This is a genomic window from Sphingobacterium sp. R2, from assembly GCF_040760075.1.
Taxonomy (GTDB): domain Bacteria; phylum Bacteroidota; class Bacteroidia; order Sphingobacteriales; family Sphingobacteriaceae; genus Sphingobacterium.
Window position 1 is genome coordinate 1,946,652 of the sequence record NZ_CP142884.1, and the last position, 14,991, is coordinate 1,961,642.

Sequence of the window (14,991 nt, forward strand, 5' to 3'; positions counted from 1 at the left end):
TCTGATGCTATCCCGGCTGCAGAATATCCTCTAGCGCAGTTGAAATGGTAGGAAATTTGAACCTGTAAGCATTATTGTCCAATCTTTCCGGTAATACCCAACGGCTTTTTAAAAGCAGCTCTGTCTCCGTACCTATTAAAGCCGCACCTATTTCCAGTAGCCATTTTGGAGATGGCAGGCCAATTTTGCGGTTCATTACCTGTCGAAAGGTCGACATAAAAGTCTTATTCATAATCGGATTGGGGGCCGCACAATTTATGATACCGTCGATGTCATCACGACCTTGTAAGAATAAAATGATTTGAAATAGATCTTCAATATGGATCCAGCTAAAATATTGCTGGCCATTTCCCTGTATACCACCCAGTCCAGCGCGGACAAGATTTTTAAAAGGCAGGATAACACCCCCATCGGGCCCCAAAACAATCGCCATCCGAAGTGCCACCTGTCTTGTCTTTTCCAATTTGAAGTCGAAAAAAGTCTTTTCCCATAATTTTGCAACATCAACGGAAAAACCTGTTCCGATTTCCCCCGAACTTTCTGTCATCGGACGATCTTCGGCGTGCCGATAGATGGTCGCCGTACTTGAGTTGAGCCACAATTTTGGTGGATTGGTACAGCCTGCTATGAGCTCGCCGAGAAGCGTAGTCGTTGCTGTTCGTGAGGAAAATATTTCGGCTTTATTTTTTTTAGTGTATCGACAATTGACAGATTTTCCGGCTAGATTGATTAGAATGGCCGCATTTTCCAGCGCCTCAGAAATGCTGGAATGATCATCCCATTGAATAGTGCCCCGTCGACGTCCAATCACAACAACTTGAAAACCTAAAGTTTGAAATCTCTTGGAAAGATATTGTCCAACAAAACCTGTTCCTCCAGCAATGACTATTTTATCCATGGTGTTTCTATTTGAGAACCTTTCAGATTAACTATCGTAAGTAGCATCCATTGCTCTTCTTTGTTTTGCAATCCGTTTGCCTCTAAAGAAGAGAAACATATTAAGAAAGAGCATTACACCAAGATATATGCTAAATCCACCGATTTTATAACTCAGACGTTCAATGAGTTCCTGAATGCTCGGCTTGTACAGGCTGATTTCAAGTATGTAGAGTGCAAATCCCAAATTCATGAGGTAGAATCCGATGCGAAATAGATTATTCGTCGCATGGGCGACCTCCGGTCTACCGGCAAAGATATCATTCATGTAAACAATGCTATTTTTAAAAAGCACGTAGGCAACATAATAGGTTAATCCTATTGCAATGGGTAAGTAGATAAAGTACCCGATAACTGTTAAATTTCCCATGATATTAATGTTTAATGGTTAATGAATTCTTTCTTTTTGCGAAAAAGTAAATACTGAGCATATTGAAGTAATGTAGCCCAACAAGGACAAAAAGTAATCGTCCTGTTTTAAAGGCAATGCTGCAGATCATTTCATCAAATGATTCAATTTGTCGCCAATAACTAAATTGCAGGATTGCATAGCCAATGTTGAACAGATAATATCCCAGCAGCAATAAGTTGTTTGTCGTGTCAGCCAAGTTGACCTCCTGACGGAAAAGCGATAGGATGAAAACTCGACCATTTTTATGGAATAACCGGCCGACCCAAAGAATAATATAACAGGTGAGCAGGCCATAGATTGCGTACGCTAGGATATTGAAGTTCATGACGCTACATCATTAGTTTGATCAATTTGATTAATAAATCTCCACCGCTGGTATTGAAAATCTTGTTGGCAATAGTTTCGAGTTGATCCGTCAGATTTTGGATGTCCTTTACCGTTTTATGGAACTCCTTGCCTTCTGCAGTCTGGTCCTTTTCGGTATTCCGGCTTATATCCTTTAGAATATCCATAACGGGGTCAAGCTCTTTCTGCTTACGCATCACTGCAATTTTCATCGCCCATTTTAAGACCTCTTTCTCTGCGACGAAATATTCTTTTCGATCACCAGCAATATGTTTTTTGTAGACAATACCATAATCGATCAATTGCCGGATACTCATATTGGCATTCCCGCGGGAGATCACCAACTTTTCCATAATCTCATCTGTAGACATGGGATTGCTTGCGGAAAGGAGTAGGGCATGAACCTGCGCAACAGATTTGTTGATCCCCCATTCAGAACCTAATGCGCCCCAGGTGTCTATGAACTGTTGTTTTGCTTCTTGTAATTCCATTGAGCTTTCTTTTTGTTCGTATTTAAATTTTGCCGTATGCGATTTACATCCAGCTTATTTACAGCATCTTGATAATTTGTTACATCAAATTTATTTAAAGTTTTTGAATTTTCAAAAATTTCTGAAAATAAAATAAGTTTTTTTCTTCGAGTCACCCTTTCGTAATAAGAATTTGCTTTTCTTGTGGACTTTTTGATTTGTTTTAACTTTGTCCGCATTATGGCGACAACTTTGTATAATCCTTTCAAACAATTTCAGTTTGATTCAGCTATTTGTTTTTTAACAGGAAGTAAGCTTCAGTCGGAAGAAGAATCCATTCAGGTCTTTCCAGTATGGATGATGAAATCCTTTCAATTGGAAGATAAACCTTTTAAAATGCTAGATGAAAATCTAGTGACTTACAAGTCGTTGAAACTACCTTGTTCCATGGCGGCAGCAGCGGCGATTGAGCAAATGGAAAAGGAGGTAGAGCAGTCATTTGAGCAGGGATATGAAGCGGTTAAGCAGTTAGATCCGCTACTGTTGTTTCAATGGATGACAAAAATTATTTATGGCGTAGTTTTTAATGAAATTCTTGCAGGAATTCGCCAACAAAAGGCTTCAGGAGAGGAGATGAATTTTTCACAAGCGCTTGCACAGCGTTTTACAAATTTGCATGCGATGTTGCAATCATTGGTAGTACCAATGGAGTTTGAAAATACGTTTCCATTTTCACTGGTTGTTGTACCTGTGGAGAATGCGCCCGATACATTTATGTACCGTGATGAAATCAATACCTTGATCTTCTCGATACGTATGAAGGACTTTGCTGTAGTTGCCTGTCTTCAAGATAATGGGACAAACAATATTTATCATGAAGACATTCTCAAAGTCATTTCGGGTAAAACATTGCACCCGATCCAATTTGAGGAATTGTGTGCGCGCTATTTTTATTCAGCCTACTTATTTAATCGTTTGCCAGATTATACGTACTTAAATACACCACAGAAAGTGTATGTGGAGCCGATGCCATTAGCTGATATGTCGATGAAACCTATCTTTGATCCTTGGCAAAATAAAACCTATGGCCAGGTGCTTGAAAATTTTTGGAAACCCTGGGGGTTGACCTTGTTCGAGATTATTAAGAACCCGGAGCATCCCATTAGCTTTCTTATTAAAGAAAACGGAGACTTTGTTGCTCAAGTTGATATGCCACTGAATTAATCCAGTATTGCTAAACGCAATAAATGATCGTATCCAAGCGTTAATGGTACGATTATGGTTAGTATAGGGTATGTATTTAACAAGCTTCAACACTTTTTTTTCGATTCTACTTTTGTTATTTATGTGTACTTCTGCAAGTGCGCAGATGATTGCTAAGCGCGATATCCCGACCGACAGTATTGCACAGGACGTTGATAATTTTCCTTATTTTAAAGGTGGGGCAGTGGCATGGTCCAGGTTTTTGCAATATAATCTGGATTTATCACGAACTGTTGGAACGATGGATAGTGTGGCTTATGCAAAATATGGTCCCAAACAGACAGCCATTCTTAAATTTATTGTATGCGAAGATGGGTCTATCTGCAATATCGAAATCGAGAACCCAGAAAAAATTAGCCCTGAGTTTGCAAAAGCTGTGTTGTCCGTTATGCGAAAATCGCCGCAGTGGATGCCAGCACAAGTTAATGGAAAACCAGTTAAAACGAGATTTAGACAGCCTGTAGTAGCTGTAATTGAATAAAATTTGAATAGAAAAATAATCGCTTAAATTTTCACCATTTATAAGATACTATGACATTCTGGGATAAAGTCAAAAAAATTATGAGCAGCGGAGCGGAAGAGTCCGCATCTGAAAGAAAGGATCCGGAAATTACACCTGGAGGATCTACCGTCTACCGTTATGAAGATCAGTCTGAAGATAAAGATCCTAAGAACTTATTTCCGGAGATCCAATGTGTCTATCTGGATGAAATAGAGGAACACTTGACAAAATATATCGCCGAACCCGATATGGTGTTTCATGAGATTGTCTCCGAACTAGTCCATATTGATGTGCATTGGATAAAACCAAGTGCAAATTATCCATATCATATATTGGTCACCTCAGGTATGAGTGATTTACCGATGAATGTTCCGGATGAGGTGGAAAATAAGGAAACTTATGAACGTGCTGAGTTAATGGTTGTGTTGCCCGCAGATTGGAAAATAGGGGAAGAAGAATTTCAGGACGATGACAATTATTGGCCAGTATACTTTTTGAAAAGATTAGCAAGGTTTCCACATGAGTACAAAACCTGGTTAGGTTATGGGCATACCATTCCCAATGGAATGGAAGCCGAAGATATCGCAAATACCGGGTTTGGTTGTATGTTACTGCTTCCGCCTATGCTAAGTTTTGATGAAGACTTTTTGGAGTTGAAAACTAAAGATGGAAATATCATCAATTTTTATGCGATGATTCCGGTATATAAGGAAGAGATGGATTATAAACTCGAGGAGGGCACCGATGCCCTTTTAGATCGTTTTGATGAATACGGAATTTCCGAACTGGTTGATATTGATCGCCCTAATGTTTGTAAAGATAGATAGATTTAAAAAAAAGGGTATGCAATGCTACAAGCGAAGAAACAGTATAGCATTGCATATCCTTTAGGAAATACTTTTTTCCATTAGGGTGATCGTTTTGTCGATATCCGTATAACTCACATTAAGATGCGGTCTAAAGCGAACACTTTTCTCACCACAACCTAACATAATAAGCTTATTTGCATAGGCATTTTTGATAAATTCATTGCGCTCGCTTTCAGTGTCAAAATCCAATGCAACAAATAGTCCCTCACCCCTTAAATTAGACAGCTGTGTTTTTTTTGTGATCAACTTCTGGAGCTCCCCTTGCAGGTAGCGTCCTTTTTCGGCTGCATTTTGAACCAAATTTTCCTGTTCTATGACTTCAAGAATTAATTTGAAGCGAAGCATATCCATAAAATCGCCACCAAATGTGGAATTGATACGACTTGATTCTTTGAAAACATGGTGTTCCACCTGATCAAATTTTTCTTTGCTGGCCAGTATGCCGCATACCTGTGCTTTTTTGCCAAAGGCAATGATATCGGGAATTATATTGTAATGTTGGTAAGCCCACATTTTTCCAGTGATTCCCAATCCCGTTTGTACTTCGTCAAAGATCAATAGAATTTGATTTTCGTCACAGATTTTACGGAGTTGTAAGAAAAATTCCTTCCGAAAATGATTGTCGCCGCCTTCACCTTGAATCGGTTCAATTAAGATACAGGCGATATCATGTGGGTTCGTTGCAAGGGCTTCATGTATTTCGTAGACAGCTTGTTTCTCCAAAGCAATGGTTTGATCAATATGTTCCTTTGTTAAGGGGTAGCTCAGCTTCGGATTGGTAATGCGTGGCCAGTTGAACTTGGGAAAATAGAGGTATTTTCTGGGGTCTTGTGTATTTGTCAAGGATAGCGTATAGCCAGATCTACCGTGAAATGCCTGTTTAAAGTGAATAACTTGGCTTGCTTCTTTTTGTATTCCTTGGGCAAAATTCAGCCTTGTTTTCCAGTCGAAAGCAGCTTTTAAAGCATTTTCCACGGCAAGGGTTCCCCCCGAGATGAAAAAGGCATAGGAAAGTTCTTTCGGTATGGCCACGCGATCAAATGTGTCAACAAAATCAGCAAACTCTTTCGTGTAGATATCCGACATAGCAGGTTTATTGACTGCCATTTTACCTAAAAAATCACGTTGGTTGACCAAATGGGGATGATTGTAGCCCACGGCCATCGATGCAAACATGCTGAACATATCCAGGTATTTGTCACCATTTTCATCTACGACATAAGAACCATGGGATTTTTCCATATCCATCACCAAAGGAAATCCATCAGCTAATATATGTTTGCTTAATCTTTCATGTACATTATTCATAGTTTTGTGTGTAAATGGGTTTATAAATCAAATTTGATCCCTTGTGCTAAGGGTAGATCAGTCGTATAATTGATGGTGTTTGTCTGACGGCGCATATAGGCTTTCCACGCATCAGAACCAGATTCCCGACCGCCACCAGTTTCTTTTTCGCCTCCAAATGCACCTCCGATTTCGGCTCCTGAAGTGCCTATATTAACATTGGCAATACCGCAATCAGAGCCGGCAGCACTTAGAAACAGCTCAGCTTCCTGTAGATTGTTTGTCATGACCGCAGATGATAATCCCTGGCCAACATTGTTCTGAATATCTATAGCAGCACGGATATCCCCCTTATATTTGATCAAATAAAGAATCGGGGCAAAGGTCTCTTGCTGTACGATTTCATAATGGTTTTCCACTTCTGCAATGACTGGCTGCACATAACAGCCGCTTTCATACCCTTTACCTTCAAGAACCTTTCCCTTAATTAGCAATTTTCCCCCTTGTTTTTGAATGTTTTCCAGTGCGTTTAAGTATGATTTTACGGCGTCTTTGTCAATTAATGGTCCTACATGATTTTTTGTATCCAAAGGGTCTCCAATTTTTAGTTGACCATACGCTTTAGTCAGTTGTTTTTTGACCTCTTCATAAATGCGCTCATGGATAATAAGTCTCCTTGTGCTCGTACAGCGTTGTCCAGCAGTACCTACAGCTCCAAAGACGGCACCGATAATGGTCATTTTTAAGTCTGCATCGGGCGTCACGATGATTGCATTGTTTCCACCAAGTTCCAAAAGAGTCTTTCCAAGACGTTGCGCTACAGTAACGGCGACTTCTTTTCCCATACGGGTAGAGCCTGTGGCAGAAATTAAAGCAATGCGACTATCTTCGGCGAGCCACTCTCCGGCTTGCCTGTCGCCAGTAATAAGGTTGGATATTCCTTCGGGTAGTCCGTTGTGATGTAAGATTTCTGCAAGAATTTTTTGGCAGGCTAGGGCACATAATGGCGTTTTTTCGCTAGGCTTCCACACCACAGTATTTCCGCAGACTAAGGCTAATGCCGTGTTCCATGCCCAAACGGCTACTGGAAAATTGAATGCGGTAATAATACCCACCACGCCCAAGGGGTGATACTGGTCGTACATACGGTGCCCCGGGCGTTCCGAGTGAATGGTATTGCCATATAATTGGCGGGATAGACCCAAAGCGAAATCACAGATGTCAATCATTTCCTGCACTTCGCCCATACCCTCCTGATAAGATTTACCCATTTCATAGGAAACTAACTTCCCAAGAATAGGTTTCAGTTCACGAAGTTTTTCCCCCAACTGGCGAATGATGTCCCCTCTTTTTGGAGCGGGCAGTAGACGCCATTGTAAAAAAGCATCACCGGCCTGCTTAACAACTGCTTCATAGTCTTTACTATGACTGCCTTTTATCTTGGCGATGAGGTTTCCATCTACAGGTGAAAAGGACTTGAATTCTTTGCCTTTGGAAAACCATTGCTGTCCAGTTGATGACCCCAAATTTTGAGAGGATATCCCAAGTATTTTAAGCGCTGATTTTATCATAATGGTTTATTTTATTCGTTGAATGATTTAAATATATGAAATAAATTTTTTGTTATCAAGTTGATGCTGAATATTGTTCATCGGAAAAATATTCTTTATCTTAGATAAGCTAATGTAGACTATATCATGACTAAAAAGATCAATACCGATTATTATCAAGTGGATGATTTATTATCCGAAGAACATAAACTGATACGGCAGTCTGTCCGCGATTTTGTGAAAGCAGAGATTAAGCCTTTTATTGAGGATGCGGCACAGGAGCATCGTGCTATTGCTGGCTTGATGCCTAAATTAGGCGCTATCGGAGCCTTAGGCCCTTATATCCCGACTGAATATGGCGGAGCTGGTTTGGATCAGATCTCCTATGGATTAATCATGCAAGAACTGGAAGCTGGTGACTCGGCTATTCGTTCGGCAGCTTCCGTGCAATCCTCTTTGGTAATGTTTCCGATTTACACCTATGGTAGCGAGGAACAGCGTGTTAAATATTTGCCGAGGCTGGCATCGGGAGAGTTGGTTGGCTCTTTTGGCCTTACTGAGCCCAATCATGGGTCTGATCCCGGTGGAATGGAAACTAAATTAACAGCCAAGGCTAATGGCTTTTTATTAAATGGAGCCAAGATGTGGATCACAAATTCACCCGTATGTGATATGGCTGTCGTTTGGGCGAGGGATGAGTCCGGAAAAGTCAGAGGGGTGATCGTTGAGCGTGGAATGGCAGGATTTGAAACTCCAGAAACGCTACATAAATGGTCGTTGCGCGCATCCAAAACAGGCGAATTGGTTTTTCAGGATGTTTTTATTCCGGCAGAGAATGTGCTTCCAGGTGTAAATTCAATGCGGGGACCGCTTTCCTGTTTGAATTCGGCCCGCTATGGTATTTCATGGGGCGTTATTGGAGCAGCAATAGATTGTTATGAAACTGCCGTTCAGTACGCTCAGGAGCGTCATCAATTTGGTAAGCCAATCGCTGGTTTTCAATTGCAGCAGAAGAAACTTGCAGAATTTCTTACGGAAATTACCAAGGCGCAGTTGTTATCATGGCGTTTAGGTGTACTCAAAAACGAGGGACGGGCGACACCAACACAAATCTCGATGGCCAAAAGGAACAATGTGAATATGGCTTTGCAGATTGCGCGTGAGTCCAGGCAGATCCTTGGGGGGATGGGGATTGTCGGTGACTTTTCAATAATGCGGCATATGATGAACCTCGAATCTGTGATTACCTATGAAGGCACCCATGATATCCATTTATTGATTACAGGTCAAGATATTACTGGTCTGAACGCATTTTCATAATGCAAATTTTGGTTACGTAACAGGGATTGGTGTTCCTTTATCTTGAGCATATAGGCGTATTTATTTTATAAAATCTATTTTTCGGCATAGATAAGCTAGGGTTGGTGCTACGGTTAAACTCGTATTTGACCTTGGTGTTATCCTTAGTTATAGCAGTTTCTTATCCCTAAAAAAGCACATAGTTATTACCTTCTTATTCATTAGTGTAGAATTTGTATACCTATAGCTTAGCCTTAAGTTAGGTTTAGTATGGGTTAGACCTATACTAAACCTAAACAAACCCTAACTAAACCCTAAGTAAACCCTAAACTAAGCCATAACATGATAGCGTCTTTGATGCCTTCGATCGGCCGTCCTATACTACGCATTCGGCAGGCCCTTTAACCCGGCGCTGCCTGCGGCATACAACCTAAGCACGAGACCACGCTGCAGTGCCCGGTGACCGTAATACAATTTGCTCCTACAATGCTGCGGTGTCGGCTTAACACTGCGCTGCCAACGGCATGCAACCTGGGCAAGATACCGGCCATCTGCCCCTTAAATTCCGCTCCGGGAGACTGCTTCCCAAAAATAATCTCCCATCCTTCCAGTGAGTTATGTCCAAAATGAAATAAATAAGAACAAAAAGCTTGGAAGTTTGTTTGTAAACTTCCTATCTTTGCACCACTCCGCAAGGGAGGGACGGTTGCTTCGAGAGAAGGAACCCTGAAAAAAAAAAGGGTTTAAGAGAAGTCTGGCAGGATTTAAAATCCCGTCCGGTGTATTTTAAACGCGGAAATCGAAAAAAGGGAAAAGAAAAAACTTCAGAAAGTTTTTGGAAGTTCAGAAAAGATTTCTACCTTTGCAGTCCCAACGGAAACGGAGGGAAAAACAAAAAAAGATAAAGACGGCCTGGTGCCATCGGAATATAGCGGATACGGAAGTTGAAGCGGGAAAAGTTCTTTAAGAAAACACAATCATGTAAGCGTGACGAGTAGACAAACGAAAGTCATGAACAAATTCAAGTAATTCGTTCAATTCGATCCAAGATCAGAGATATAAAAAAAGAATTCTGATTATTTATAAATAGTTGGAATCAAAAACTTCATTTTACAATGGAGAGTTTGATCCTGGCTCAGGATGAACGCTAGCGGCAGGCCTAATACATGCAAGTCGGACGGGATCCGGTGGTAGCTTGCTACCACTGGTGAGAGTGGCGCACGGGTGCGTAACGCGTGAGCAACCTACCTCTATCAGGGGGATAGCCTCTCGAAAGAGAGATTAACACCGCATAATATAATTTCCCGGCATCGGGAAATTATTAAATATTTATAGGATAGAGATGGGCTCGCGTGACATTAGCTAGTTGGTAGGGTAACGGCTTACCAAGGCGACGATGTCTAGGGGCTCTGAGAGGAGAATCCCCCACACTGGTACTGAGACACGGACCAGACTCCTACGGGAGGCAGCAGTAAGGAATATTGGTCAATGGGCGGAAGCCTGAACCAGCCATGCCGCGTGCAGGATGACTGCCCTATGGGTTGTAAACTGCTTTTGTCCAGGAATAAACCTAGATACGTGTATCTAGCTGAATGTACTGGAAGAATAAGGATCGGCTAACTCCGTGCCAGCAGCCGCGGTAATACGGAGGATCCGAGCGTTATCCGGATTTATTGGGTTTAAAGGGTGCGTAGGCGGCCTGTTAAGTCAGGGGTGAAATACGGTGGCTCAACCATCGCAGTGCCTTTGATACTGACGGGCTTGAATCCATTTGAAGTGGGCGGAATAAGACAAGTAGCGGTGAAATGCATAGATATGTCTTAGAACTCCGATTGCGAAGGCAGCTCACTAAGCTGGTATTGACGCTGATGCACGAAAGCGTGGGGATCGAACAGGATTAGATACCCTGGTAGTCCACGCCCTAAACGATGATAACTCGATGTTGGCGATAGACAGCCAGCGTCCCAGCGAAAGCGTTAAGTTATCCACCTGGGGAGTACGCCCGCAAGGGTGAAACTCAAAGGAATTGACGGGGGCCCGCACAAGCGGAGGAGCATGTGGTTTAATTCGATGATACGCGAGGAACCTTACCCGGGCTTGAAAGTTAGTGAAGGATGCAGAGACGCATCCGTCCTTCGGGACACGAAACTAGGTGCTGCATGGCTGTCGTCAGCTCGTGCCGTGAGGTGTTGGGTTAAGTCCCGCAACGAGCGCAACCCCTATGTTTAGTTGCCAGCATGTAGTGGTGGGGACTCTAAACAGACTGCCTGCGCAAGCAGAGAGGAAGGTGGGGACGACGTCAAGTCATCATGGCCCTTACGTCCGGGGCTACACACGTGCTACAATGGATGGTACAGCGGGCAGCTACATAGCAATATGATGCTAATCTCTAAAAGCCATTCACAGTTCGGATTGGGGTCTGCAACTCGACCCCATGAAGTTGGATTCGCTAGTAATCGCGTATCAGCAATGACGCGGTGAATACGTTCCCGGGCCTTGTACACACCGCCCGTCAAGCCATGAAAGTTGGGGGTACCTAAAGCATGTTACCGCAAGGAGCGTGTTAGGGTAAAACCGATAATTGGGGCTAAGTCGTAACAAGGTAGCCGTACCGGAAGGTGCGGCTGGAATACCTCCTTTCTAGAGTATCGCGGATCGGTACTCGTCACGTTACATATGATTGCAAAAGAAGAAAAACATCAGAAGAAAGTGCCCGCCCCTAAGGGAGCAGGACCGAGAGAGATAGATGAACAGGAAATAGCTAGTCCCGTAGCTCAGTTGGTTAGAGCACTACACTGATAATGTAGGGGTCAGCAGTTCAAATCTGCTCGGGACTACGAAAATTAAAGGGGAATTAGCTCAGCTGGCTAGAGCACCTGCCTTGCACGCAGGGGGTCAACGGTTCGAATCCGTTATTCTCCACATCTCCGGGGAAGTATATAGCGATATACTTCATATATACCGGAAAAAGAGTTCTTTGACATATTGAAAGAGAAAAAAAATTACAAGAGAAGACAACAGTATAGAGACAATACGTGTATGTGTTTGATGTAGAGAGGAGACCCTCGGTCAAGGCCGAACGAATCTTTACGTAGCATACGTGTATATATATCAAAAGCAGCCGCATAGTAGCAAAAGGCTATGCCGGTGAAGAAAGTAAATAAGGGCACACGGGGGATGCCTAGGCTCTCAGAGGCGAAGAAGGACGTGATAAGCTGCGATAAGCTGCGGGGATTGGCAAATGCGACGTGATCCGTAGATTTCCGAATGGGGCAACCTGGCTATTTGAAGAATAGCCGTATAAAACGCGAACGCGCTGAACTGAAACATCTAAGTAGGCGTAGGAGAAGAAAATAACAATGATTTCCCAAGTAGTGGCGAGCGAACGGGAAAGAGCCCAAACCGTTTATGTTACGGCATAGACGGGGTTGTAGGACCACGAGATTGTACAGCGCTATGAACTGGAAGCAGGTGGGAAACTGCGCAATAAGGGTGAGAGCCCCGTACAGGTAAAGAATGTTGACATAGTGGTATCCTGAGTACCGCGGGACCGGAGAAATCCTGTGGGAATCCACCAGCACCATCTGGTAAGGCTAAATACTCCTGAGAGACCGATAGTGAACCAGTACCGTGAGGGAAAGGTGAAAAGAACCCCGAACAGGGGAGTGAAAAGAACCTGAAACCGTGTGCTTACAAGCGGTTGGAGCAGACGAGTTCTGTGACAGCGTGCCTTTTGCATAATGAGCCTACGAGTTACTCTTGTCTGGCAAGGTTAAGTCCTTCAGGGACGCAGCCGAAGCGAAAGCGAGTCTTAATAGGGCGGATAGTCAGATGAGGTAGACGCGAAACCTTGTGATCTACCCTTGGGCAGGTTGAAGTTGCAGTAACATGTAATGGAGGACCGAACCGATAAACGTTGAAAAGTTTCCGGATGACCTGAGGGTAGGGGTGAAAGGCCAATCAAACTGGGAAATAGCTCGTACTCCCCGAAATGTTTTTAGGAACAGCGTCGGCGTAGAGTTTGATAGAGGTAGAGCTACCGATTGGGTGCGGGGGAGTCAAATCCTACCAAATCCAGACGAACTCCGAATGCTATCAAATATAGCCGGCAGTGAGGCTTTGGGTGCTAAGGTCCAAGGCCGAGAGGGAAAGAACCCAGACCATCAGCTAAGGTCCCCAAATTCGTTCTAAGTTGAACTAACGAGGTCCGGTTGCCCAGACAGCTAGGATGTTGGCTTGGAAGCAGCCATTCATTTAAAGAGTGCGTAACAGCTCACTAGTCGAGCGGCCGGGCGTGGATAATAAACGGGCATCAAGAACGGTACCGAAGCTATGGATTTGCACTGAAAGATGTGCATCTGGTAGGGGAGCATTCCATCGCCGGAGAAGCACAGTGGTAATGCTGTGTGGAGGTTATGGAAAAGCAAATGTAGGCATAAGTAACGATAAGGCGGGTGAGAAACCCGCCCACCGAAAGACCAAGGTTTCCTGATCAACGTTAATCGGATCAGGGTCAGTCGGGACCTAAGGCGCACCCGAAAGGGGCAAGCCGATGGACAACTGGTTAATATTCCAGTACTCTTCATAACTGCGATGTGGTGACGGAGTAGTGACACTGCCGCGAACTGACGGAATAGTTCGTTGAAAGGCGTAGGTATTGGGGTTGTAGGCAAATCCGCAACTCTAGCTGAAACCCAATAGTACAGCAAAGCTCCGGTGGCGCTGATAGAGCAGGTAAACAGACTTCCAAGAAAACCCGCTAAGCTTCAGGTTATGAAGACCCGTACCGCAAACCGACACAGGTGGTCGAGGAGAGAATCCTAAGGTGCTCGAGTGAGTCATGGCTAAGGAACTCGGCAAAATGGCCCTGTAACTTCGGGAGAAGGGGCGCTGTCTCGAAAGAGCAGCCGCAGTGAAAAGGCCCAGGCGACTGTTTAACAAAAACATATGGCTTTGCAAAATCGCAAGATGAAGTATAAGGCCTGACACCTGCCCGGTGCTGGAAGGTTAAGAGGGGATGTCATCGCAAGAGAAGCATTGAATCGAAGCCCCAGTAAACGGCGGCCGTAACTATAACGGTCCTAAGGTAGCGAAATTCCTTGTCGGGTAAGTTCCGACCTGCACGAATGGTGTAACGATCTGGGCGCTGTCTCAGCCATGAGCTCGGTGAAATTGTGGTATCGGTGAAGACGCCGATTACCCGCAACGGGACGGAAAGACCCCATGCACCTTCACTATAGCTTAACATTGAGATTGGGTACAGGATGTGTAGGATAGGCGGGAGATGTTGAAGTGGCTTCGCCAGGAGTCATGGAATCAACCTTGAAATACCGCCCTTTCTGTATCCGGTTTCTAACTCGGCAATGCCGAGGACATTGTTTGGTGGGTAGTTTGACTGGGGTGGTCGCCTCCAAAAAGGTAACGGAGGCTTTCAAAGGTAAGCTCAGTACGCTTGGTAACCGTACGCGGAGTGCAATGGCATAAGCTTGCTTGACTGTGAGACCGACAAGTCGAACAGGGTCGAAAGACGGACATAGTGATCCGGTGGTTCTGTATGGAAGGGCCATCGCTCAAAGGATAAAAGGTACGCTGGGGATAACAGGCTGATCTCCCCCAAGAGCTCATATCGACGGGGAGGTTTGGCACCTCGATGTCGGCTCGTCACATCCTGGGGCTGGAGAAGGTCCCAAGGGTTGGGCTGTTCGCCCATTAAAGTGGCACGCGAGCTGGGTTCAGAACGTCGCGAGACAGTTCGGTCCCTATCTGTTGTGGGCGTTGGAAGTTTGAGTGGATCTGACCTTAGTACGAGAGGACCGGGTTGGACAGACCTCTGGTGAACCTGTTATGCCGCCAGGTGTACGGCAGGGTAGCTACGTCTGGAATAGATAAGCGCTGAAAGCATCTAAGTGCGAAACTAGCCACGAGATGAGACTTCCTTATAGGGTCGTAGAAGATGACTACGTTGATAGGCCATAGGTGTAAAGGTTGAGAGACCAAAGCCAAGTGGTACTAATAGCCCGAAGCTTTCTCAAGCAGACAGACACTGTTGTCTTCCTCT

General features: G+C 44.0%; 10 protein-coding genes, 2 tRNA genes and 2 rRNA genes. 8 read left to right on the forward strand and 6 right to left on the reverse strand.

What is annotated here, in order from left to right:
• Positions 1-7: 7 nt before the first annotated feature.
• From VXM68_RS08130 to VXM68_RS08145, 4 genes are read right to left on the reverse strand one after another with little or no spacing between them, the layout of a single operon-like run.
• Positions 8-898 carry a TIGR01777 family oxidoreductase gene (locus VXM68_RS08130; protein WP_367210967.1) on the reverse strand — a complete coding sequence of 297 codons (891 nt, stop codon included), beginning with the start codon at positions 896-898 and terminating at the stop codon, positions 8-10.
• Positions 899-925: 27 nt separating this feature from the next.
• Positions 926-1,306, reverse strand: a complete 381-nt coding sequence (locus VXM68_RS08135) for a hypothetical protein (RefSeq protein WP_293952874.1) — start codon at positions 1,304-1,306, stop codon at positions 926-928.
• Positions 1,307-1,310: 4 nt separating this feature from the next.
• Positions 1,311-1,673: a hypothetical protein gene (locus VXM68_RS08140; RefSeq protein WP_293952872.1), complete on the reverse strand. Its 363-nt coding sequence runs from the start codon at positions 1,671-1,673 to the stop codon at positions 1,311-1,313.
• A gap of 4 nt (positions 1,674-1,677) precedes the next feature.
• Positions 1,678-2,184, reverse strand: coding sequence for a GbsR/MarR family transcriptional regulator (locus VXM68_RS08145; protein WP_112373885.1), 507 nt, complete (start codon positions 2,182-2,184; stop codon positions 1,678-1,680).
• Positions 2,185-2,403: 219 nt separating this feature from the next.
• On the opposite strand from VXM68_RS08145, the gene VXM68_RS08150 reads away from it, so the two are divergent.
• The 3 genes from VXM68_RS08150 to VXM68_RS08160 all read left to right on the forward strand — a co-directional run bounded on the left by VXM68_RS08150 (position 2,404) and on the right by VXM68_RS08160 (position 4,755).
• Positions 2,404-3,387, forward strand: coding sequence for a hypothetical protein (locus tag VXM68_RS08150; protein WP_367210968.1), 984 nt, complete (start codon positions 2,404-2,406; stop codon positions 3,385-3,387).
• A 121-nt stretch (positions 3,388-3,508) separates the two neighbouring features.
• Entirely contained in the window at positions 3,509-3,907 is a 399-nt protein-coding gene (locus VXM68_RS08155) for an energy transducer TonB (protein ID WP_294345542.1), read from the forward strand.
• A gap of 80 nt (positions 3,908-3,987) precedes the next feature.
• Positions 3,988-4,755, forward strand: a complete 768-nt coding sequence (locus VXM68_RS08160) for a suppressor of fused domain protein (RefSeq protein WP_293952866.1) — start codon at positions 3,988-3,990, stop codon at positions 4,753-4,755.
• 60 nt (positions 4,756-4,815) lie between these two features.
• Here VXM68_RS08160 and lat read toward each other — a convergent pair whose 3' ends face one another.
• Together lat and VXM68_RS08170 are read right to left on the reverse strand one after the other, a co-directional pair.
• Positions 4,816-6,105 (reverse strand): L-lysine 6-transaminase, encoded by a 1,290-nt coding sequence (lat, locus tag VXM68_RS08165; protein ID WP_367210969.1) that lies wholly within the window; start codon positions 6,103-6,105, stop codon positions 4,816-4,818.
• 20 nt (positions 6,106-6,125) lie between these two features.
• A complete protein-coding gene (locus VXM68_RS08170; protein WP_294185895.1) occupies positions 6,126-7,655 on the reverse strand; it encodes an aldehyde dehydrogenase family protein in 1,530 nt (509 codons plus the stop codon).
• A 126-nt stretch (positions 7,656-7,781) separates the two neighbouring features.
• Between VXM68_RS08170 and VXM68_RS08175 the strand changes: the two genes are divergently transcribed.
• From VXM68_RS08175 to VXM68_RS08195, 5 genes are all read left to right on the forward strand, one after another.
• Positions 7,782-8,954, forward strand: coding sequence for an acyl-CoA dehydrogenase family protein (locus tag VXM68_RS08175; protein WP_294185894.1), 1,173 nt, complete (start codon positions 7,782-7,784; stop codon positions 8,952-8,954).
• A 1,091-nt stretch (positions 8,955-10,045) separates the two neighbouring features.
• Positions 10,046-11,573: ribosomal RNA gene (locus tag VXM68_RS08180) — 16S ribosomal RNA — on the forward strand.
• A gap of 123 nt (positions 11,574-11,696) precedes the next feature.
• A tRNA-Ile gene (locus tag VXM68_RS08185) sits at positions 11,697-11,770 on the forward strand.
• Between the two features lie 11 nt (positions 11,771-11,781).
• Positions 11,782-11,855: transfer RNA gene (locus tag VXM68_RS08190), tRNA-Ala, on the forward strand.
• A 228-nt stretch (positions 11,856-12,083) separates the two neighbouring features.
• A 23S ribosomal RNA gene (locus VXM68_RS08195) occupies positions 12,084-14,965 on the forward strand.
• The 16S and 23S rRNA genes sit together here with 2 tRNA genes alongside, the layout of an rRNA operon.
• Positions 14,966-14,991 lie beyond the last annotated feature (26 nt).